Source organism: Kibdelosporangium banguiense, assembly GCF_017876405.1.
Taxonomy (GTDB): Bacteria; Actinomycetota; Actinomycetes; order Mycobacteriales; family Pseudonocardiaceae; genus Kibdelosporangium; species Kibdelosporangium banguiense.
The window spans coordinates 7241814-7263558 of the sequence record NZ_JAGINW010000001.1 but is presented as its reverse complement, the minus strand read 5'-3'; the positions used below and the strand labels follow the sequence as shown (position 1 = coordinate 7263558).

General features: G+C 66.1%; 16 protein-coding genes and 1 pseudogene. 3 read left to right on the top strand and 14 right to left on the bottom strand.

Annotated features, from left to right (window positions below; all coding sequences use genetic code 11):
• The 5 genes and pseudogenes from JOF56_RS33620 to JOF56_RS33600 form a co-directional block, all read right to left on the bottom strand.
• The gene (locus tag JOF56_RS33620) at positions 1 to 3294 is read right to left on the bottom strand and encodes a serine hydrolase (protein WP_209643469.1); all 3294 of its coding nucleotides are present in this window, start codon (positions 3292 to 3294) and stop codon (positions 1 to 3) included.
• Between the two features lie 20 nt (positions 3295 to 3314).
• Positions 3315 to 4028 (bottom strand): annotated as a pseudogene (locus tag JOF56_RS33615) (ABC transporter ATP-binding protein); the annotation flags it as partial.
• Positions 4021 to 5796, bottom strand: coding sequence for a dipeptide/oligopeptide/nickel ABC transporter permease/ATP-binding protein (locus JOF56_RS33610; protein ID WP_209648640.1), 1776 nt, complete (start codon positions 5794 to 5796; stop codon positions 4021 to 4023). The pseudogene JOF56_RS33615 and the gene JOF56_RS33610, both read right to left, overlap by 8 nt.
• An 81-nt stretch (positions 5797 to 5877) precedes the next feature.
• Entirely contained in the window at positions 5878 to 6849 is a 972-nt protein-coding gene (locus JOF56_RS33605; RefSeq protein WP_307855373.1) for an ABC transporter permease, read from the bottom strand.
• Entirely contained in the window at positions 6846 to 8426 is a 1581-nt protein-coding gene (locus tag JOF56_RS33600; protein WP_209643467.1) for an ABC transporter substrate-binding protein, read from the bottom strand. The genes JOF56_RS33605 and JOF56_RS33600 overlap by 4 nt, the downstream gene beginning before the upstream one ends.
• 560 nt (positions 8427 to 8986) lie before the next feature.
• On the opposite strand from JOF56_RS33600, the gene metG reads away from it, so the two are divergent.
• On the top strand, positions 8987 to 10702 hold the full coding sequence (metG, locus tag JOF56_RS33595; protein WP_209643466.1) for a methionine--tRNA ligase: 1716 nt from the start codon (positions 8987 to 8989) through the stop codon (positions 10700 to 10702).
• Positions 10703 to 10727: 25 nt separating this feature from the next.
• Here metG and JOF56_RS33590 read toward each other — a convergent pair whose 3' ends face one another.
• The 9 genes from JOF56_RS33590 to JOF56_RS33550 all read right to left on the bottom strand — a co-directional run bounded on the left by JOF56_RS33590 (position 10728) and on the right by JOF56_RS33550 (position 20443).
• Positions 10728 to 11018: a hypothetical protein gene (locus JOF56_RS33590; protein ID WP_209643465.1), complete on the bottom strand. Its 291-nt coding sequence runs from the start codon at positions 11016 to 11018 to the stop codon at positions 10728 to 10730.
• Positions 11019 to 11037: 19 nt separating this feature from the next.
• Entirely contained in the window at positions 11038 to 11538 is a 501-nt protein-coding gene (locus JOF56_RS33585) for a hemerythrin domain-containing protein (protein WP_209643464.1), read from the bottom strand.
• A 65-nt stretch (positions 11539 to 11603) separates the two neighbouring features.
• Entirely contained in the window at positions 11604 to 12617 is a 1014-nt protein-coding gene (locus JOF56_RS33580) for a TauD/TfdA family dioxygenase (protein WP_209643463.1), read from the bottom strand.
• An 11-nt stretch (positions 12618 to 12628) separates the two neighbouring features.
• A complete protein-coding gene (locus tag JOF56_RS33575) occupies positions 12629 to 13993 on the bottom strand; it encodes a cation:proton antiporter domain-containing protein (protein ID WP_209643462.1) in 1365 nt (454 codons plus the stop codon).
• Positions 13994 to 14005: 12 nt separating this feature from the next.
• On the bottom strand, positions 14006 to 14815 hold the full coding sequence (gene ddaH / locus JOF56_RS33570) for a dimethylargininase (protein WP_209643461.1): 810 nt from the start codon (positions 14813 to 14815) through the stop codon (positions 14006 to 14008).
• 57 nt (positions 14816 to 14872) lie between these two features.
• A complete protein-coding gene (locus tag JOF56_RS33565; RefSeq protein ID WP_209643460.1) occupies positions 14873 to 16114 on the bottom strand; it encodes an ATP-grasp domain-containing protein in 1242 nt (413 codons plus the stop codon).
• Positions 16111 to 17232: an NAD(P)/FAD-dependent oxidoreductase gene (locus JOF56_RS33560; RefSeq protein ID WP_209643459.1), complete on the bottom strand. Its 1122-nt coding sequence runs from the start codon at positions 17230 to 17232 to the stop codon at positions 16111 to 16113. Before JOF56_RS33560 ends, JOF56_RS33565 begins: the two co-directional genes overlap by 4 nt.
• A 100-nt stretch (positions 17233 to 17332) precedes the next feature.
• Entirely contained in the window at positions 17333 to 18901 is a 1569-nt protein-coding gene (locus tag JOF56_RS33555; RefSeq protein ID WP_209643458.1) for a carbamoyltransferase C-terminal domain-containing protein, read from the bottom strand.
• 96 nt (positions 18902 to 18997) lie between these two features.
• On the bottom strand, positions 18998 to 20443 hold the full coding sequence (locus JOF56_RS33550; RefSeq protein WP_209643457.1) for an NB-ARC domain-containing protein: 1446 nt from the start codon (positions 20441 to 20443) through the stop codon (positions 18998 to 19000).
• Between the two features lie 270 nt (positions 20444 to 20713).
• Here JOF56_RS33550 and JOF56_RS33545 point away from each other — a divergent pair, with 270 nt between their 5' ends.
• The gene (locus JOF56_RS33545; protein WP_307855372.1) at positions 20714 to 21358 is read left to right on the top strand and encodes a hypothetical protein; all 645 of its coding nucleotides are present in this window, start codon (positions 20714 to 20716) and stop codon (positions 21356 to 21358) included.
• Positions 21342 to 21692 (top strand): MmcQ/YjbR family DNA-binding protein, encoded by a 351-nt coding sequence (locus tag JOF56_RS33540; RefSeq protein ID WP_209643455.1) that lies wholly within the window; start codon positions 21342 to 21344, stop codon positions 21690 to 21692. Before JOF56_RS33545 ends, JOF56_RS33540 begins: the two co-directional genes overlap by 17 nt.
• The last annotated feature ends 53 nt before the right edge of the window (positions 21693 to 21745 follow it).

The window sequence follows — 21745 nt, the reverse complement described above, 5'->3', positions numbered from 1 at the left end:
TCAGCCCACCTTCGGTGTCGCGCGTACGCCGTAGTGCAGGTAGCGCTCGCCTGTGGCCAGTTCGTAGAACGTCACCGGAAGCCAGGTCTGCATGGTGGGCTCCATGATCAGGAACAGGTTGTCGTCGACCGGGACCATTGTGTACTCCTGCGTCTTCTCCGACATCATCTCCGCGAGCGGCCCTGTCACGGTAGTCCGCAGGTGGAGGCCGTCGTCGGCCTTGTACACGTCCATCAGCACGCTCGCCCGCTCGTATGTGCCCACGTGCCGGTCGAGATCCGCGTCGACCGGCTCGGCCGGGGGCTTGAGCGGCTCGGGCATCGCGACTCCGGCCAGTTCGGCGAAGATCTCCCGGTACAGGTCCTCGTACAGGCCGTGGGCGTTGCCTCCGTTGGTGAGCAACGTGACGGCCAGGCCCTCGGACGGCAGCACACGCAGGTACGCGGACTGGCCGATGGTGTTACCGTCGTGGCCGAACAGCCGCTGCGAGTCCCAGCCGCACCGGAACCAGCCCAGGCCCCACGAATCACCGAGCATGTGCTTGTCCGGCAGGTCCACCTGCCAGGCGGTCATCGCCGCGGCGCTCTCCTCGCTGAGCACCCTGGTCCCGTCCGGCGCCAGCCCGCCGGTCAGGTGCATCCGGGCGAAGCCGAGCACATCCGCGACCGTCGAGGTGATCAGACCCGCAGGCCCGGCCGAACGCTTCAACACCCAGACGGGTGCTTTCACCGGGTCGCCCGCACCCTCGGCGACGTGCCCGACCGCGGTGCGATACAGCAGGGCCTCTTCGGGCAGCGTGACTGTGTGGTCGAGGCCGAGCCTGGTGAACAGCCGCTCCTTCATCGCCGCGTCCCAGGTGGTCCCGGTGAGTTTCTCGATGACGTGCCCGGCCAGCGAGAAGCCCGAGTTGCAGTACGACCAGGTGGCGCCCAGCGGGTGGTTCTGGGCCACCTCGGCCAGCTGGGCGACGTATTTCTCCAGGCAGTCGTCGCCACGGCCGGTGTCGGTGAAGACGTCGCCGTCGATGCCGCTCGTGTGCGTGAGCAGGTGCCGCATGGTCATCTTCTTGGTGGCATCCGGGTCGGCCAGCCGCAGTCCGGGCAGGATCTCGATGATCGGGGCATCCAGATCCAGCAGGCCCTCGTCGATCAGCTGCATCACCACGGTCGTCGTCCAGACCTTCGAGATGGACCCGACCTGGAACAGCGAGTCGGTGGTCGTCCTGACACCGGTCTCGTTGTTCAGCACGCCGTAAGCCGCTTCGGTCAGTTCGTCCTCGCGGCCCGGCCGCAGGCGGAGAATACCCAGCGTCGCGCCGGGAACCCGGTGCCGCTTGGCCAGGACGTCGAGCCTGCGCTGCCAGTGGGCGGCGTCGATCCGTGGCCGTCCCGTCCCAGTGTGCTGCTCCAGCCAGTCCACGATACGACGGTTGTAGTCGATCCGGTGAGACGGCCGTCCATTGAGGATGAACAGGTGCGACGCATCCGGGTAGAGCACGAACTGCGTCGGCACGCCTAGTTCCCGCAACGCCGTGTGCCATTGCTGCGCCTGACCGATCGGGCAGGCGATGTCGGCCGTGCCGTGCAGGATCAACGTAGGCGTACGCACCCTGTCTACTTGCGACAGTGGCGACATGCCGTCGTAACGACGTCCGGTCCATGGCTGGCCACCGAGCTCGAACTCACTGAGGTAGTGCCCGGCCTCGCATGTTCCGACCATGCTCACGAGGTCGCTGACCACACCGCCTGCCACTGCGGCGGCGAACCGGTTGTCCCGGCTGGTGAGGTAACAGGTCATGTACCCGCCATAGCTGTACCCGGCGACCACGAGCCGTTCGGCGTCCGCGATCCCTCCCGCGACGAGTTCGTCGATCGGTTCTAGGAAGTCCTTCGCGTCGGCCTCACCCCAGCCGCCCAGGCCCGCTTTGAAGAACTGTTCGCCGTAACCGTCACTGGCCCGTGGGTTGAGCAGCAGGATCGTCCAGCCGCGGGCGACGAGTTCCTGGTGGTACACATGGACTTCGTCAGCAGAGCCGTTCCATGCGTTGTGCGGTCCACCGTGGACATCCAGCAACAGGGGCTGCGGGCCGGTCGCGGCGGGATCACGCATCAGCCAGCCGTGCACGACTGTGCCGTCGGAGATCGTGAACTCCCGTTCCTCGCGCGGGAACAGCTCGAAATCATGCGCCCCGTGACCGGTGCGGACGTTCTCGGCACCTGTCTTGAGATCGACCGTGACGATCTCACCCAGAGAGTCCGGTGTGGACACCAGAACCGCAGCGGTGTCACCCGCGACCGACAAGCCGCCCACAACGCGGCCAGCGCCCGTGACGACCGCGCTCGGTGTCCTGCCTTCGACCGGCACTGAGTACAGGTGAGTACAGCCGCGATCACGGACGCAGAAATACACCGTGCTGCCGTCGGCCGACAACTGCGGCGCGGCACCTGGATAGCCTGGGCCGCCTGGCATTACGTTGCGGTCCAAGGATTTTGCCAGGTTGACGATCGCGCCGCCGTCGAGCGGAACGCGCCACAGACCGGCGTGACCGACCGGGCCGTCCTCGATGCCGGCGACCAGCAAAGCCGATCCATCCGCGGTCCAGATCGCCGGGCCGGCCATTCCCTCTCGCAGGCCGACAGGTTCGGGAGTGGCGTGGTCTTTGCTCACGTCCAGGACATGCACCGGTGCACGGAAATTCAGGTCCGCGTCCGGCGCGGTCATCGCGCTGAAGGCCAGCGTGGCAGAGTCCGGTGACCAGAACGGATCGCCCGCATGCCAGTCGCCACTCGTCACCTGGCGGCATTGCTTGCTCGCCACATCGAGAACATGCAGGTGCTTGCGGACAGTCCGCAGCAGCCCAGCGCCGTCAGCCTGATAGTCGAGGCGTTCGGTGACGATCGGTGCGTTGGCGTCCGCGATCTCATCGGTGGCGGCTGAAAACGCGATCTTCGTGCCGTCCGGGCTCCAGGCCGCGGCGCCTGCGCCGAGCGCAAGCGTGGTCAACTGCTCGGGTTCGCCGCCGTCGATCGGCAGCAGCCACAGTTGTTCGGAGCGCAGGAAAACCACTTTCGTGCCGTCAGGCGACCATGACGGTGAGGTATCCGCTTTGCCACGGGTCAGTTGCCGCGGCTGCCCGGTGCGGGTGCCGACAAGCCAGATGGCATAGTCGTTCTGGTCGGCCTCGGCATCCGTGGTTCGCAGGACGTAGAGGCATTGGCCGCCGTCCGGGGAGATCGCGGGCTGTCCCGGAACAGCGAAGGTGGTCAGGTCGTCGATACGCTGGCGTCGGGTCACCGGTTTCTCCTCGGTCGAGTGGCGATGGCGGCGAATAGTTCGCGCGTGTAAGGGTGTTGCGGGTCGGCCAAGACGTCATCGGCAGGTCCCTGCTCGACGATCCGGCCGCGGTACATCACGGCGATGATGTCGCTGACGTAGCGAACAACGGCGAGGTTGTGCGAGATGAACAGCATCGAGAGCCGCATCCGCCTTTGCAGGTCCCGCACCAGGTTGAGCACCGTGCCCTGGATGGACACGTCCAGCGCCGAGGTGATCTCATCGGCGATGATCACCTCCGGCTGCCCGGCCAGCGCCCTGGCCAGCCCGACCCGTTGGCGTTGACCGCCGGACAGCTGCGCGGGGTACAACCGCGCACAGTCGCCAGGCAAGTCGACCAGACCGAGCAGGCGGACGCTTTCGGCTTGGCGATCGGACACGGATTTCGGCATGGCCTCGGCGATCGATCCGCCGATCGTCATCCGCGGGTCCAAAGCGGAGTAAGGGTCCTGGAACACCATCTGCACGGCCCGTGACCGGGGCAGCGACTGTCCATCCAGGACGATCCGACCGGCGGAAAGCGGAACAAGTCCGACCGCCGCTCTTGCCAGCGTCGATTTGCCTGATCCGGACTCGCCGACCAGACCGACGACCTTGCCGTCCGGGACCATGAGATCAACACTGTCAACGGCCGTCGTCCCGCGCCTGCGGCTACCGAACCGTACTGTCACGTCTTGGAAGCTGAGTTCACTCACCGCGATCACCCACCTTGACGGGCATGTCCGCGTGCCAGCACGCGACTTGGCGGCCGTGTTCGTCGGCCAGCAGCACCGGATCGGTTTGCGTGCACTTCTCGTCGGCCAGTGGACACCTTGGCGCGTAAGCACAACCCGGAGGAACCTGAGCCGGATCGACTGGACGGCCTGGGATCACTGCCAGCGGAAGGTCTCGATCCGTTGTCATGTCCGGTACCGCAGCAATGAGGGCACGCGTGTACGGGTGGCGAGCGTGGGTGTGCAACTCGGCTGCGGGCAGGTCTTCCACGACGCGTCCGGCGTACATCACCAGGACGCGATCGCAGACCTGCGCCACCACGGTGACGTCGTGACTGATCAGCAGGATGGCGACGTTGTCGGCGGCGCGAACGTCTGCCAGGAGCTCAAGAACCTGCCGCTGCACAGTCACATCCAGCGCGGTCGTCGGTTCGTCGGCGATGATCAGTGCCGGTGTCCCCATCAGGCCCATGCCGATCATCGCGCGCTGCCGCATCCCGCCGGAGAACTCGTGCGGGAACTGCCTGGCCCGCTTGCCCGGGTCGGGCACCCGGACCGCACGCAACCGATCCACCGCACGCTGCCAGGCCTTGCCGCGCTTCATGTTTTGGTGCTGCTCGGCCACTTCGGCGAGCTGTCGGCCGATCCGCATCGCCGGGTTGAACGACGTCATCGGGTCCTGGAACACCATCGCCAGGGACGTACCGAGCAAGTGCCGGTGCTTCCGGCCGCTCAGCAGGTCCTCGCCCTGGAACGTCAACTGCTCGGCCTCGACCTCGCCGGGATGCTCGATCAACTGCGCGACCGCGAGCGCGGTGAGACTCTTGCCCGATCCCGACTCGCCCACAATCCCCACAGTTTCCCCCTGCCCCACCGAGAAACTCACCCCACGAACCGGCGTCACTCCAGGGAAACCGACGCGCAGGCCGTCCACAACGAGTACCGGCTGATCATCGAAGACCGGTGGAGCCGTACGCTCGGCGCGGCGCTGGGTCTTGATCTTGGGCGTGCGTACCCCGAACGTCTTCGCGATCGCCTCGCCGAAGAGGTTGAACGCCAGCCCTGCCACCACAACCGCCGCACCAGGCGCCAACGCGGCGGCCGGATGGATGTAGATGCGTTGCAGCCCTTCACCCAGCAATCGGCCCCAGTCGTAACTCGGGGACTGCACACCCAGACCGAGAAACGACAGACCGGCGAATCCCAGCAAGGCACTCCCGGCCGCGATGGTCGCGTTGACCACCAGGGGTTCGGCGACATTCGGCAGGATGTGCCGCAGGAGCAGCCTGGTCCGGCCGACACCCGCGATCCGGGCCGCGGCGACGTAGTCCAGGCCCGCGATCTTGGCCACCAGGGTCTGGGTCAGCCGCGCGAAGCCAGGCGCGATCGCGAACCCGATCGCCAGCAACGCGCCTGTCGTCCCCACGCCGAAGATCACCGCGAAGAACAGTGCCAGCAGCAAGCCTGGAAACGCCACCGCGATGTTGACCACCGCGCCGACGACCCGGCCCACTCGTCTGCCGAGCACCACCGGCGCGGCACCCAGCAGCAATCCGGTCACCACACCGATCGCGGTCGCCAGCAGCGCCAGCCGTACCGAAAGCCCGGTCGCCACCAGCACGCGGTACAACACGTCCCGGCCCAGGTTGTCGGTCCCCACCCAGTGCTCCGCCGAAGGCCCTTGCATGATCTGGCTCGTGTCGATCGCGTTCGCCTTGTTCGTGAACAGGATCGGCGCGAGCACTGCCATGATCAGGACCGCCAGTAGCAGCGCGGCGGCGCTCGCGCCCACCGGCGTCCGCACGATCCCAGTCCATTTCGATCGCACGGCTCAGCTCTCCCTGATCGTCGAACGGGGATCCAGCAACGCGAGCACGACGTCGACCGCAAGGTTGACCACCAGCACGCCGAGTCCGTAGACCAGCACGACACCCTGCACGACCGGATAGTCCTTGGCCAGAATCGACTGGACGATCGTGCTGCCCAGGCCGGGCCACGCGAACACGTTCTCCGCCAGCACAGTCCCGGCGACCAGCCCGCTGAGCAGCAGGCCACCCAGGGTGATCGTCGCGGTGAGGGCGTTCGGCAGGGCGTGGCGCAGGTAGACCAGCCGTTCAGGCAGCCGTTTGGCTCTGGCGGTCCGGACGAAGTCGGCCTGCAGCACCGTAAGCATCTCCACACGCACGATCCGCGCCAGCACAGCCGCCGGGCCGACCGCGAGCGACAGGACCGGCAGGACATAGGAATCCAGTCCGTCCCGGCCCGCGACCGGAACCAGGCCGAGCTGCACGCCGAACACGTAAACCAGTCCCACCGCCAGGAGAAACTCCGGGATGACGGCCAGCACGGCACTCGTGGAGGTGAACGCGAGCTCCACTGGACGGCGCCGCCCACCACGAGTCAGCACAGCCATGCCCGCACCCAGCGGAATCGCGACGACCACGGCCAGCGCGAACGCGTACACGGCCAGTTCCAGAGTGGCCGGCAACCGGTCGCCGATCACCTGGGACACCGGCAACCCGGAGATCATCGAGGTGCGCATGTCCCCGGTGAGCAGGTCGCCCAGATAGTGCAGATACTGCAGCCACAACGGATCGTTGAGCCCCAACGCCGCGCGCCGGGCGTTCACCAGATCCACCGAGGCCGTCGGCCCGAGCGCCGCCCGCACCGGGTCGCCAGGGATCAGGTGGATCATCAGGAACGCGGCCGTGACCAGCACCCACACCGAGACCAGCAGCCGGCCCGCGCGGCGAACAGCGAACCGCAGCCAAGGACTGTCCTGGGTTTCGACGACCGCTGTCACGCGCCGAGCATCCGGATCGAGGAGGGTGCGACGCTGCCGTCGGTGAGCTCGAACGTCGCGCCCTTGCCGAAGGCAGGACGGTTGGAGTTGGCGAACGGCACGACATCCACGTTCTCGGCCAGTGCCTGTTCGGCTTCCGCCCACTTGCCACAGCCGGCGGTCCCCGCGATCGCGGACGCAGCCGCGACAGCGTCGGTGTACTTCGTGTTGCGCAGGCTGGCGAAGTTGGTGCCGTTCGGCGGGGTCGGCCCGGAGAGGAACCCGACAAGCTCGCTGGGCAGCGAGACATTCAGCGGGATGATGCCGGCATCCCACGACCCCTGACCGCCGACGACGACCTGCCCGAGCTCAGCCTGGGTGGCACCCTTGGCAGTGACCTCCACGCCGGCCGCCGACCAGAACTTCTGGGTCAGTTCTGCGGTCGCCTGCATCGTCGTACCCAGCTCGGTCGTGTAGAAGAGCGTCATCGACAGCTTCTTGCCATCCTTGGCACGAATCCCGTCGGCCCCGGCCCGCCAGCCCGCCGCGTCAAGTGTCGTCTTCGCAGCATCCGGGTTGAACGCGGGCAGCTTGCCGCTGATCGTGTCCTGATCGCACGGGGTCAGGCCGGGGGCGACCAGCCCGGTGGCCGGCTTGCCGGTTCCGCTCGTCAGCACCTGGGTGAGCTGGCCCAGGTCAAGCGCCTGGATGAGTGCCTTGCGAACCTCGATGTCAGCGCCGGGCAGACCGGCCTTCTGGTTGAACCAGAGCTCCCCGAGCACAGCCATCACGTCCCGCTGGAGCAGCTTCTGCGCCTGCAACCGCTGCTGGTCCAGACCGATCACCGTGGTCGCGTTGACCTCCCCGGAGACAAGCAGGTTCACTGCGGTGCTTTCGTTGCTGACGACTCGCAACACCACTTTGTCCGGCAGCCCTTGCTGATCAGTCCGCCAGTCACCAGGCCCCCACGCGTAGTCCTTGCGACGCTCCAATGTGTAATGATCACCCGGCACAGCCTCCGTGACGGTGAACATCCCGGTGCCGGACGCACTCTGTCTGAGCAGACCGCGATCCTTCATTCCCTTGTCACACACAATATGCAGCGCCCCCACTGTGCGATCCAGGAACGAATGCGGAGTCGGTGACGTCACCGTCACAGTCCCCGCCGCGTCATCACCAGTCGCCGTGGCCCCCGGCGGCACATACACACCCATGCGACTCGATGTGTTCTTCGGGTCCCCGACAAAACTGATGTTGGCGGCGACCGTGGCAGCAGTCAGCGGGCTCCCGTCCGAGCACGTGGCTCCTTTGCGCAGCGTGAAAGTCGCGCCGGTGGTGGTCGCCTCCCACTTCTCGGCCAGCCCGGCCATAAGCTTGCCGTCCTTGTCGGTATTGACCAGCGAGTCATAAAGAAACCGGTCAACCTGATGAGTGACCGACAGCGACGTGAAATGCGGATCGAGATTGCCGGGATCAGCCCCCAGCACCATGGTGAACGTCCTGCCGTCGAGAAGACTCTGACTTCCCTGACCGCCGCCACACCCCGCAAGGCTCAGCGCCACCGTACCGGCCACCACGATCCTCAGAACCGATTCCATCAGGCCTCCAACGCCACATCCCCTTGTCCGGCGAGCCTGCCGGGACGGCCCGCGGCTGTCTTCGTACGCGCGAACCAGGTATCGGCGCCGGTCTCGTCTCACCGTCCGAATCGCGTGAGAGTGAATAACGCAATGATGGTCGAGGCAGCCCTGATCAAAATCGGAACCGATGAATAGCCCTCAGCTGAAAGAGATCGATCGCCACGCGGCCAAGGCTCACCCGCCGCCGGCGCACCGGCCAGGACCAGGAGACAACTGATCCCAGCCGGCAACCACGTTGCTCGCTTGTTCATCGCATTCCTTTCACCCAACGATGATTGACGCGGTACCGCATCTCTTGTTCGATCCGAAAATCAGCCCGGATGGGCCTGGTCAAGGAATTTGATCGTCCTATTCAGCGACCTTCTGGCCGGTGACTGGACCGAGCGCGTGTCGATATAGTTCACGCACTGCCGACGAGGAAGCCTGTCCTCGGCCGGTCCCGCTTCCTGGCACCGGCCGCTTGGGACGTTGACCAGCCCTGATGAGGGCACCTGAGGGTCACCGGTAGGATTCCGGGAATGACTCGGCACCTCATAACCAGTGCGCTTCCGTATATCAACGGCATCAAGCACCTGGGCAACATGGTCGGGTCCATGCTCCCCGCTGATGTCTATGCACGGTACCTGCGGCAGCGCGGGCACGAGGTTCTGTTCATCTGCGCAACCGACGAGCACGGGACCCCCGCTGAACTGGCTGCTCAGGAGGCCGGCCTGCCGGTCGCGGAGTTCTGTGCGCAGCAGCACGAGGTGCAGGCCGGCATCTACCGGGGCTTCGAACTGTCTTTCGACTACTTCGGGCGTAGCTCGTCGCCGCAGAACCGTGAGATCACGCAGCACATGGCGCGGCAGCTCAATGAGCATGGCTTCATCGAGGAGCGGGCGGTCCGGCAGGTTTACTCGCCGGCCGACGGGCGGTTCCTGCCTGACCGGTACATCGTGGGGACGTGCCCGCACTGTGGGTATGACCGGGCGCGGGGCGACCAGTGTGAGAACTGCACGCGGGTGCTGGACCCGACGGACCTGATCGAGCCGCGGTCGGCGATCAGCGGGAGCACGGACCTCGAGGTCCGCGAGACCAAGCATCTGTTCCTGCTTCAGTCGAAGATGGCCGGCGAGGTCGAGAAGTGGCTTGACGAGAAGAGCGGGCCGTGGCCGACGCTCGCCTCTTCGATCGCCCGCAAGTGGCTCAGTGAGGGGCTGCACGACCGGGCGATCACGCGTGACCTCGAATGGGGTGTGCCGGTCCCGGCCGACACGTGGCCTGACCTGGCCGCCGAGGGCAAAGTCTTCTATGTCTGGTTCGATGCCCCGATCGAGTACATCGGCGCGACCAAGGAGTGGGCGGACGCCGCGCCTGATGAGAACCGGGATTGGCGTTCGTGGTGGTACGAGGCTGAGGACACCGTCCGCTACACGGAGTTCATGGCCAAGGACAACGTCCCCTTCCACACCGTGATGTTCCCGGCCACTCAGCTTGGGACGCGGGAGCCGTGGAAGACGGTCGACTTCGTCAAGGCGTTCAGCTGGCTGACCTACTACGGCGGCAAGTTCTCCACCAGCCAGAAGCGCGGCATCTTCACCGACGCCGCCCTTGAGCTGCTGCCCGCCGACTACTGGCGGTACTTCCTGATCGCCAACGCGCCGGAGTCCGACGACTCGTCGTTCTCGTGGGAGCTGTTCGCGGGCACGGTCAACAAGGATCTGGCCGACACCCTCGGCAACCTGGTCAACCGGGTGCTTTCCTTCAGCCGCAAGCGGTTCGGCGACGACGTGCCGGCCGGTGGCGAGCCTGGTGAGGCCGAGCAGCGCCTCGGCGAGGAGATCGCCGGCCTGCTGGAGGACTACCAGAACGCCATGGAATCGCTGCAGTACCGCAAGGCCGCGCAGGCGTTGCGGTCGCTGTGGAGCGCGGGCAACCAGTACCTCGAGGCCAAGGCGCCCTGGATCGAGATCCGCACGGACCAGGACGCGGCCGCGTTGACGTTGCGTACCGCGATGAACCTCATCTACCTGTACGCAGTGGTCTCCGAGCCGTTCATCCCCGGTTCCGCCAAGGCGATGCGCGCGGCCTTCGCGGCCGACGACGTGTCACGGCAGTGGGTCACGGCCGACGAGGCGAAGGCGCTGTCCTTCATCCCCGTCGGCACCGCGTTCACCACTCCCCCGGTCCTGTTCGCCAAGGTCACCGAGGAAGACCTCGAGGCGTACCGGACGCAGTTCGGCGGCGAGGACTAAGCAGTGCGGCAGATGCGGGGCGAGATCACTCGCCCCGCATCTGCCTGCGGATCTCCTCCAGTTTGTCCCGGCCGGCCTTGTCGCGCTCGGCCATCTGCTCGTCGATCGACTTGCCCTGCGGCGACCCGGTCGCCAACTCCTCGGCGCCGATCGACGTCGCGACCTTGTTCTCTATGCGGTCGCGGACGTAGTCGAACGTCGGCACGCCGCCTTCGGTGTAGTCGAACTGCGGCGTGACCGGCGGGGCCGGCTGCAGAGCCGTGCTCTCCTCGACGATCTCGGCGTCTATCGGTTCCTGCGACTTCGACTCGTCCATGACCCCATTGTGCCCGGTCTCAGGCCCGGACCGCGTCAAGTGCCTTCTTCAGCGCGCTGGGCTGTGACGGCTTGCGCGGCGCCTTCTGTTTCATCTCGATCATCCGGGCACCGATCTCCTGCAGCTGTTTGCGGCCGAGTCCGGCACGCACCTTGGGGAACCAGTCGGACTCCTCTTCCTCCATATGGTGCGTGACGTTCTCGATCAGCACTGTGGTCTTGGCGTCGAACCGCTCGTCGTCGGGGTTCATCATGGACAGCTCGATGCACAGCACGTCCGCCACATGATGCTCCTCATAGGACTCCAGGACGTCGTCCTCCAGGTCCGGCAGCAGCTTGCGGACCTCGGGATACATACATTCGTTCTCGATGTACGTGTGGACGGTGAGCAGCTCGATGATCTTTCCCACCAGTCTGCCCTTGGTGGCTGTCGCGTTCTCGCCGGCGTTGCCGAATCCGCCGAACAGCCTCCGGATCTCCTTGTGGTCCTCTTTCAGCAGGACAATGGCATCGGTGGACATCGTTTCCTCCATCGGAGAAGTCTCGTTGCCGACCGAATACCCGGGCCCGGGGCACCGAAACGCACTCAGTGCACGCGGCGGTCGAAACCAGTTCCCCGGTAACGAATCGTCCACAGACTGCGGCGGATGTACGTCCGCTGCAGCCAGCGATCCTGACCGTCGTGCTGGGCGAAGAACTGGGAACGCGCGTGCAGGCCCTTCCGGTTGTTGATCAGCAACGCGGTGCCGGGCTCGAGCTTCACCTGGTGCGCCACGGCACGGCACGCCGCCTGCAGTTGGGCCAGCGCCTCGGTGGCCACGTCGTCCAGACCACGCACACCGTTGGCGGAGATCGCGATCTCCGGACAGTCCACCGGGCCTGAGATGACCGCGACCGGATCCGAGAGGACCTCACCGCCGCCTGCCACGTCCCGGATGTAGCTGCCCGGCGCGTTCAGCCGGAACAACGGCGACCGCAGCGTCTCCACCACACTGGGGTCGAGCTCACGCGTGATGTCGCGGGCGTCGGCGTAGTGTGTGACGGCCTCTTTGTTACGGTCCTGACGGACGCAGTTGAGCACCAGGAAGTCCGGATTGGACACATCGTACCGGCCGACCGAGTCGTGCACGATGTCGTTGTGGAAGTTGAGGAACACGTGCGAGCTCTGGTTGGTCTGGCTGGTCGCGCCTGCCGAGACCGGAACCACGTCGTGGATGAGCCTGCCGCTCTTCTCGGTGGTGAATCCGACCGGTTCGCCGAGCATCTGGCTCAGTCCAAGCAGGACTGTCTCGGCGACGAAGGTCTTCTTGGTCCTGCTGGGCTCGCCGTCGACCGGGGTGTCCGGCAGCGAGGGGTCGACTGGCAGGTTACGCACCAGCGCGACGCCGGGTGTGTCCACGTGCCTGCCGAAGTCGAGGATCGTCTGGGCCTGGTCGACGGGCAGTTGCGCGAAGATCATCCGTAGGCAGGCAAGCGACCGGTCGATGTCGTCGACAGGATCGGGAAACTCGCGCAGCGCGGCCGAGATCGAGTCGCGGACGATGTCGTCGACGACGATCTCCGCGAAGGTCTGCGCCGGCGCGGCAACATCGCTGATCATGGTTACCTTTCCTAACGGTTGACGAGAAACTCTTGGTCCGCGGCCGCGCGCCGGTTGATCACCGTGAGCGCAGGCGAAGTGATCACTGTGGACACCAGCGTCATGACCACCAGCATGGCGAACACGGTCGGGGTGATCACCTTCAACTGCAGGCCTACGTTGAGCACGACCAGTTCGGTCAGCCCGCGGCAGTTCATCAGCGCGCCGAGCGACAGCGACTCACGCCAGCCGACGCCGGTCAGCCGCGCGGCCACAGTGCTGCCGCCCCATTTGCCGATCATCGCGACACCCGTGATCAGCGCGCACCACCCCCACAGCGACGCCTCCGCGCCGAGCAGACCGAACTCGGTGCGTAATCCCGTGTAGGCGAAGAAAAGCGGCAGCAGCAACGTCACCGTGACGCTCTCCAGCTTGCCTTCCGCCCGCTTGGACATCGCCAGGCCGCGCGGTGAGATCACGCCGAAGAGGAACGCGCCGAAGATCGGGTGGATGCCGATCTCGTTGGTGGCCAGTGCCGACAGCATGATCCCGCCGAGCATGATCGGCAGCACCGCCGCCTCCGGCACCCGCGGCAGCCACTTCGCCAGCAACGGCCGGATCACGAACACCATCAGAGCGACGAAGACGATCGTCAGTCCGATGGTCAGCAACACACCGTCGGCCGTGCCGCCCTGATGGATCGCGATCACGACCGCGAGCAGGCACCACGCGACGATGTCGTCGACCGCCGCACACGTCAGGGCCAACGCGCCCAACGGCGTCCTGGAGATCCCCCGATCGGTCAGAATCCTTGCCAGTACCGGGAATGCCGTGATGCTCATGGACACCGCGATGAACAGCGCGAAACCCAGGAATCCGACATCGTTGCCGTGCGACGGATACAGCCCGAAAGCCAGGCCCAGGCCGGAGAGCATCGGCAGGGCGATGCTCACCTGGCTCACCGTGACCGCCGTGAAGCCGCGTTGGCGCAGGGCGTCGAGATTGATCTCGCTGCCCACCAGGTACATGAAGAAGATCAGGCCGAGCTGGGACAGCGTGTTGATCGTGCCGATCACACCGCTCGGGAACAGCCACTGCATGGCGCCCGGCCAGATCAGGCCGAGCAACGACGGGCCCATGATGATGCCGGCGAAGATCTCCCCGATGACCGGCGGTTGCCCTATCCGCCGGAACAACGCGCCCATCAGGTAACACACCGCCAGAATGACCGGCAACGCGATCAGCAGCCGGGAGTACGGGTCCGGCGAGCCCGACGCGGCCTGGGCGGGTGCTCCGGAACCATGGTGGTAGGCGGCGCCCAGGTCGAGCACGATCACGATCAGCGCCACCGGCACCGCGATCAACGCGAGGCTGATCAGGCTCCGACGCACCCTCATGGACACTCTCCTTTACGCACGCAGTTCGAGCGTGCAGCACTTGACGCTGCCGCCGGCCTTCAACAGTTCGGACAGATCCACGCCGATCGGGTCGAAGCCGTGTTCCCGCAGCTGAGCCATCAGGCCGGTCGCGGCCTGTGGCAGGACGACGTGTTCGCCGTCGGACACCGCGTTCAGCCCGAATGCCTCGGCATCCCCGTCGCAGGCCAGGATCGCGTCCGGGTAGAGCTCTTCGAGCAGTTCCCGGCTCTCGGCGGTGAACGCCTCCGGGTAGTACATGATCGACTCGTCGCCGAGCACGGCCAAGGCCGTGTCCAGGTGGTAGTAGCGCGGGTCGATCAGGGTCAGCCCGATCACCGGCACCCCGAAGTACTCCTCGAACTCGTCGTGCGCCCGGACGTTGGTGCGGAACCCGGAGCCGGCCAGCACGTGCCGCCCGGCCACCAGGTAGTCGCCTTCCCCTTCGTTGATCCACTGTGCCTGGCGGACGTCGCGGTACCCGTTCTGGCGGAACCACTCCAGGTAGGCGTCGGACTCCTGGCTGCGGTGGGTGTGCCGAAACCGGGCGACCAGAACCTTTCCATTCAGGACAGTCGCGCCGTTGGCGGAGAACACCATGTCGGGCAGTCCGGCCCTGGGCTCGACCGACTCGACGGTGTGGCCGAGTTCGCCGAACAGGTCCCGCAGCCACTCCCACTGGGCCACGGCCAGCTCGGTGAACGTGGGTTTCTGGGGGTCCATCCACGGATTGATCGAGTACTCGACGTCGAAGTACGTCGGTCGCACCATCAGGTAGTGCCGCGCGGTGGCTGCACGTCGCACGCTGTCCTCCTGGGGAAATGCCGGCCTTGTGGGCCTGGGGTGACTCGGGGTGGAGAGTCAGACGAGTTTGACTTCGATCTTGCTGGCCAGGTCGTTGGCAAAGGTCATGGCGTCGTCCAGCGAGGTGCCGATGACGCCGAATCCACCGAGGATGTCGTTGCCGTCGGGCGGGCGGCGGATCACGTCGCCCGGCTGTGCCATGATCTTGATGTGGGTCAGCCGGTCGGACTCGGCGACCTCGGGCGGGATCGTGATCGACTCGATCGTGCCGCCGTCGCTGATCAGGCACATCGCCGCGGTGTGCACCTCGGTGGGGGTGAAGTGCCGCACGTCCGGCCTGCGCCCCTCGGCGACCGCCATCATGGCTCTGATCGGGTCGTATCCCGCGGACTTGCGGGCCATGTGGTCCAGACCGCCGCCGCCGGGCCGGACCGCGATCTCCAGCAGGTGCGGTTTGCCTTCGTGGAAACGGATCTCGGCATGCAGGGCGCTGCGCTTCAAGCCCTGGGCACGAACGCCCGCGGCGACGACCGCGTGAACCTCCGCGACCTGCTCGGGCGTCAGGGCCGTTGGAGCGTGGTGTACATCGTCGTCGAACGTGCCACCTTCCATGGTGACTCGGTCCACAATAGAACCCAGGTAGACCTCGTCATCCCAGACCAGCGCCTCGATCAGGTGCTCGTGACCGTCCAGGAAGGACTCGACCAGCAGCCCGTGCGGGCCGAGATCGAGACCGTCGGCTTCCATGGTGTACCAGGACATCCGGTTGATGCCCTGCTGCGCCTGCTCATACAGCTCTGCCATCTGTTCGGCGTTGTCCACTCGGAACACGAAGTTGCTCGCAGCGCCGAGCGTCGGCTTGAGGATCACCGGGTAGCCGAACTCCTCGGCCGTGCGAAGCGCCGAGTCCAGGAACGGCACGAAGCGGAACTGAGGGATCGGCACACCACCGCGCCGGTGCGCCTGTCGCATGATCAGCTTGTTGCGGCTCGTGCGGGCCGCCTCCACGCCGATACTGGGCAGGCCGAGAGCGTCGGCCACCGCGGCGACCGCGATCACACCGGACTCGGAGAACGTCAGCACGCCGTCGAAGTTCTGCTCGGCGTGCCAGTCCTTGGCGTACCGGATCAGGTCGCTGATGTGTGTGCTTCTGGCCCGCCGGTATCGGTCGGCGGGCCAGAAGTCGTCCGTGCCGATCCCGTTGAGCACGAACAACTCCGCGCCGAACTCGGCGATCTGCTGATAGCGGGACAGGTAGTAGAAGGAGTTCTGTTTCGCTTCGACAGCGAGCAGTTTCACGAGACACCTCGCATGAATTGCATCGGCCGGTCGAGGTGGCCGATACCCGTGGGCGTTGGCACGTTCCCGGTGAGCCGGGCGGCCAGGGACTCCGCGATGAGCGGGGCGAACTTGAACGACGATCCACCGCAGGCGGCATAGGAGAAGACCCGCTCGCCCAGCGCCGCGAGCATCGGCCCCTGGGTGGAGGAACGGGCAAGGTAGTAACAGTCACGCGTGTCGGTCAGCCAGTCGGTGCGAAACCCAGGGATCACCGTCGAGAATGCGTCAAGCAGGTGGTCCCGCCAACGGGCCGGCGTGCTGTTGTCCGTCACCTCGTCCACCTGGCGGCACGCGCTGGCCGCGCTGAGTTTCAGCGGCGTGCCGGCCACCGGTGGGACGAGCCACGCGCCGCCGTCCTTGCCCAGCGACAGCATGGGCGGTGTTTCCGCCCACGCCGCCCGGTCAGGGACCTCGCAGTACAGCATGCTTTGCCGGTACAGCACCAGTTCGGCGGCCAGTTCCGCCGGCAACAACGATCGCGACCATGGTCCGGCTGCCAGCAGCACGCCGTCCGCCCGGAGGGTCTCACCGTCGGCCAGACGTACTGCGGCACCGTCCACATCGATCTCGACAGCTCTGCGGTGGGGATGCAGGTCGGCGTGCGCGTGCCACCTCAGCCAGCCCGCGCACGCCGCCAGAATCCGGTCGGCGAGCAGCACACCGGCATGCGATTCGAATACCGCGCTCTCCCCTGCCGGGAATTCGACCTGGGGAAAGGCGGCCGCGAGATCATCGGGATCCAGCACCCGGGCCTGTGACCCGCACTCGGCCAGCATTGTTTCCGCCGGCGACAGTTTTTCCCGCGGGAGCACGGACAACGCACCGACCTGCTCGTAGATGCGGGTGGACAGCATGTCCTGCAGCACGATCCATCGGTAATGCGCGTCCACGGCGGCCCGGGTGACTGCTGGATCGTTCAGGTGCAGCGCCCGGGTGACCCGGTGCCGGTCGAACGAAGTGGCACCGGAGAAGGGAATGCCGGCCTGGTCGACCAGGACGACGGCGTGCCCCGCCGAGATGCAGTTAACAGCGGTTAACAGTGCGATGACTCCGCCACCGACTATCACAAACCGCACGGAAACACCCCCGTACGTGGATTTTCCGGGTCCCTGATCACCGATCATTCAAGCCGCGCGGGACATTGACCGGAAGCGCCGCACCGCTCGAACAATCAACTCACGAAGAGCGCGGTGTCACGAACGTGTCGTTGATGACGTAGCCGTCCAAACCATACGTCTCGCCGTACTGGATGAGGTCGCTCGTCCGGTTGATGAAGCCGCGGCCGTTGTTGTTCAGCGAGGTGTTGCACAGCACGCTGAAGCCGGTCAGGTCGCGGAAGGCCACCAGCAGCTCGGCCACGCCGGGGTTGCGTTCCGGCGACACGGTTTGCGTCCGCGCGGTGCCGTCGACGTGCGTGATCGCCTTCAACTCGTCGGAGGTGACGTGGTTGAAGTACAGCATGTACGGGTCCTGAACCGATCCGACGAACCACTTGTGCGCGTCGGATTCCAGCGCGATCGGCGCGATCGGGCGGTAGTCCTCCCGCCGCTTGATCTTGTTCAGCCGCACCGTGGTGTCCACAGTGAACGGTGCGGCCAGGATCGAGCGGTTGCCCAGCGCACGCGGCCCCATCTCGTAGCGGCCACGGGCCCAGCCGATGATGTTGCCCTGCTCGATGTACTTGGCCACCTCGCCGGCCACCAGCGGCCTGACCTCGTACTTGGCCGGATCGGGCGCGACGTCCTCGACGAAGTTCTCACCGGCGTAGACATCCCATTCGATCGTGGCTTGACCGGTGTAGAACCATTGTGCGTCAATGCCCGTACCGAGCGCGGAGCCGCTGTCGTTGGGGCACGGCGGAACGAAGACCGACTCGAACAGGCCGCTCTCCCGCCACAACCGGTTCCAGTCGCAGTTCAGCCCGCAGCCGCCGGATATGAGCAACGGCAGGCCTTCTTTCATGTTCTTGGCGGCGTAGTCGTGGAACATCCCGAAGATCGCCTGGGAGTGCCGGGCCGCGGCGTTGCGGTAGGCCTGCGACCAGACGCCGGTGTTGTGCAGGTGCGACCAGGACATCTCGTCCTTGTCGAGGTTCAGGATGATCCCGTCCTGCGCCAGGATGAAGTCGATGGTCTCACGCTCGGCCGGGGTGATCGGGACGTCCTCGGCGAATCCCGTCAACGCCATCTGCTTGCCGGCGTCGTTGAACCGGAAGTTGCCCTTGCCCGCCGGGAACTTCGGATCGGCCAGCGCGAACAGGAACGCGTACTTGGCTCCGGGGTCGGTCAGCACGTGCTGCAGGTGAGTGGCCTCGCCGCGCTCGTCGATCCGGTAGAAGTCGCCGATGTTGCCTTCCCACACCAGGGAGTAGTACGCCTGTCCCAGGGCCGCGGGCGCCATGCCAAGGGACGTATAGATATGCGAGCGCTCATGGGTGGAGGAGAAGTAGCGGACGTCCTTGCCGAAGAACTTACCCGGTTCATCGGTGGCCGACCCCGCGCCGACGCCGAAGTATCCGGTCCGGGTCTGCGGCTCCACGGAGAACTCACCCTTGACCCAGCCACCCAGTGCCACCACGTCCGGCTGCCGGTCCAGCATGCCCGCGGCACGGGCCATGGTCTCGGCAGTCAGCGGGTAGTAGCGAGGGTAGTTGTCCTTCTCGGCTTCCAGTGCGAACAGCAGCCTGCCGTCGTCGATCGCCACGATCCCGCCGTCGTGCCCCTCTTTCATGGCCAGAATCAGCATGTATGTCACCCGCGTTTCGTTGTAGCGCCTGGGATTTCGCCCAGTCATTCAAACCGCGGGTGACATTGACCGGAAGCGGCGGTGCGGGGAGAACAATCAATGAATGTCGGACGTGGTGCCGGGCACGCGCCGGACAGGCTCCAGCACTGTGCGTCTGGCCCGGCGGTCGACCAGCGTAACCGGTGCCGGACCGGCGTCGCGATGTGCGTCGGCCACGAACGCGCCGAGCAGAGTCGATACGCTGTAACGTCCCGCGACCGTCGCTCGCTGCAGGATTCCGGCGTCCACAAGGGACTCAAGCAGCTCGTCGGCCGCCTCGATCGGGATGCCCATAGTGGACGCGATGCCGATCGCGGTGGTCCACCCCGACCCGGTCAGCCCGAGCTGCTGCACAGCCTGCCGGCCCGCGGTGGGAAGTTGTTGGTACGCCGCGGCGAACCGGTCGCGGACGTTCACGTCGCCGACGCAGAGCGCGTCCATCAGACGATCGTGGTCGGCCAGTTGTCCTGCGGTGTAAGCGATCGACCACTCGGCGCGGGCGGCGATCCGGCGGCCGGCGATGTTGACCGCCAGCGGCAGGTCGCCGCAGATCTCGGCGATGGCCTCGCACGCCTCGTACTCCGACTGGACCCGGGCGGCACCGGCCAATCGGCCGATCAGCGCGATGGATTCCGCACGGGTGAACACATCCAGGTCGATGCGGCGGGTATCGTCCAGGCCGAGCAGCCGCGCCCGGCTGGTCACCACCACCTGGCTGTGCGCGGTGTGCGCGAGCAGCGGCCGGACCTGCGACTCGTCACGGACATTTGCCAACAGCACAAAGAGTTTCCGCTGGGCCAGCAGGGACCGATACAGACCAATCCGCTGCATCGGGTCGTCCGGGACAAGGTGTGTCGGCACGCCGAGGGCCCGCAGGAACCCCCGGACAATACTGTTGGCCGACTGACTCTCCCGGCCGCACTCGCCGAGATCGGCGTACAGCTGACCGTGCGGGAAGGCGGGGCCGACCTCGGCGGCCAACCGCAGCGCGAACGCCGTCTTGCCGACCCCGATCGGACCGCTGATCAACAACGGCGTCTTCACCGGGCTCGCCGTTTCGATCAGCCCGGCGGCCTCGCCCAACGCCTGCTCGCGCCCGACGAACGTGCTCGACCCCATCGGTAGCTGGGCCGGCCGCGTCATGTGGATCATCGAATGCGTCACCTGGGCGGGATCGAACGCCACGTGCGCCGGCGACAGTGACGGCACCCGTTCCTCCCTTGTCTCACCTGTGATCGCGGCCTGTCCGGCGATCTCCCGCCATCTGCGCTCCCAGACCGTGCGGTCTCCCCCGCACGCGGACACGAACGCCAGCGTCACCGCGAGCGTGGGCAGCCGGTGCCCGCTGGCGGCGCTCGACAGCACGGAAGGGGCGAACAATGCCGTACGCGCGAGCTCCCGGTAACTCGGATTGCCCGCACGACTACGTAACGCACGCAGATCATGGGCAAATGCGGCAATCGGACCGTTGGACGCGTCCAACGGACGTTCGGGTCGACCCATGCACCTCTCCCCTGGACGGGGCACCGCGATTATCGCGCTGCGTGACCGGCCCATCCCGTCACCGGCCTGGCCACACTCTAAAAGACCAATGCAGGCTCTAGCAGATACAAATGGGTGACCGACCGTGGGAAAGTACCTGTTTTGATCGGCCGGATTCCGGACAAGTCACGCACTGTATAGCCATGGTGGCAAAAAACAGTGTTTGCGTGCTGTATAAAAAGGCGGGCCTTGTCGCCGGGGATGTCGGTGGCAGCCGATAAGGTTCCGCCCGTGCCACACGCTCAGCCACAACTGGCAGACCTGCGTCGAACCGCCGAGGTGTTCAACGGCTTCACGGGAGTGGACAAGTCGTGGTTGCGACTGCTGGCCGACACCGCCCCCGCCGTCGACCTGTCGTTCGCCGAGCACCGAACTCTGTTGCTGCGCTGGCTGAACTCCTGGGGCTGCCGGATCAGCTACCCCTCGCCCGACGATCCGTTCGACAGCGCGCTTCTGTTGTGGTGGCAGACATACGGTTCGGCACTGCCGCAGGTCAGCCTCGCCGGGCTGAGCGATGCCGAGATCACCACCATCGCACGGGCATACGAGTCGCTGGCGGCGGTAACGGTGTCGTCCCGGCGCACCCTGAGCGCGACCGCCGCCGCCAAAGCCTTGTACGCCTTGCGCCCGGATACCGTTATGCCCTGGGATGCCGCAATCGCCAAGGCGCTGCACGGATCCCGTACTGGTGCGGCTTTCGAAGCGCACCTACGGCTGGGCCGATCGTGGGCGCAGGCCGTGCTGGCCGCCTGCCCGGGACAGTCCGTCCCGGACCGGGTAGGCCGTCCGGCCGTCTCGCTCGCGAAAATCCTTGACGAATATCTCTACGTCACGATAACCATGCCAGGAGGTCAGACCAATGGTCACCGGGGATGAAGTCCGGCAGTTCGCCGCGACCCTGCCACGCGCCTACGAGGCATTCGTCCGCGACCGGATCAAGTTCCGAGTGGGGCGAATCGTGTTCCTATCGCTGTCCCCCGACGAGACCATGATGGGATTCGGCTATCCCCGGGAGGAACGCGAAGCCTTGGTCGCGGGCGAACCGGAAAAGTTCCTGATGCCGATTCCCTCGGATATGCGTTACCAGTGGGTACGTTGCTGGCTGTCAGCAATCGACCACGATGAGATGAAGGAACTTGTGGTGGATTCCTGGCGCATGTGCGTGCCCAAGAAGGTATGGACCGAGTACCTGGAAACGCACCCCATGTGAACGTGCCCGGTCACCGCCCCCGGGCGCGTGCGGCACCCACCACACGCCTGGGC

Bases quoted from the DNA above. Each gene is read 5' to 3' on its own strand.
- JOF56_RS33610 (WP_209648640.1), bottom strand. From the start codon at position 5,796: ATGGCAGTGCTCGCGCCGATCCTGTTCACGAACAAGGCGAACGCGATC.
- JOF56_RS33600 (WP_209643467.1), bottom strand. From the start codon at position 8,426: ATGGAATCGGTTCTGAGGATCGTGGTGGCCGGTACGGTGGCGCTGAGC.
- metG (WP_209643466.1), top strand. From the start codon at position 8,987: ATGACTCGGCACCTCATAACCAGTGCGCTTCCGTATATCAACGGCATC.
- JOF56_RS33590 (WP_209643465.1), bottom strand. From the start codon at position 11,018: ATGGACGAGTCGAAGTCGCAGGAACCGATAGACGCCGAGATCGTCGAG.
- JOF56_RS33585 (WP_209643464.1), bottom strand. From the start codon at position 11,538: ATGTCCACCGATGCCATTGTCCTGCTGAAAGAGGACCACAAGGAGATC.
- JOF56_RS33580 (WP_209643463.1), bottom strand. From the start codon at position 12,617: ATGATCAGCGATGTTGCCGCGCCGGCGCAGACCTTCGCGGAGATCGTC.
- JOF56_RS33575 (WP_209643462.1), bottom strand. From the start codon at position 13,993: ATGAGGGTGCGTCGGAGCCTGATCAGCCTCGCGTTGATCGCGGTGCCG.
- JOF56_RS33555 (WP_209643458.1), bottom strand. From the start codon at position 18,901: ATGCTGATTCTGGCCATGAAAGAGGGGCACGACGGCGGGATCGTGGCG.
- JOF56_RS33550 (WP_209643457.1), bottom strand. From the start codon at position 20,443: ATGGGTCGACCCGAACGTCCGTTGGACGCGTCCAACGGTCCGATTGCC.
- JOF56_RS33540 (WP_209643455.1), top strand. From the start codon at position 21,342: ATGGTCACCGGGGATGAAGTCCGGCAGTTCGCCGCGACCCTGCCACGC.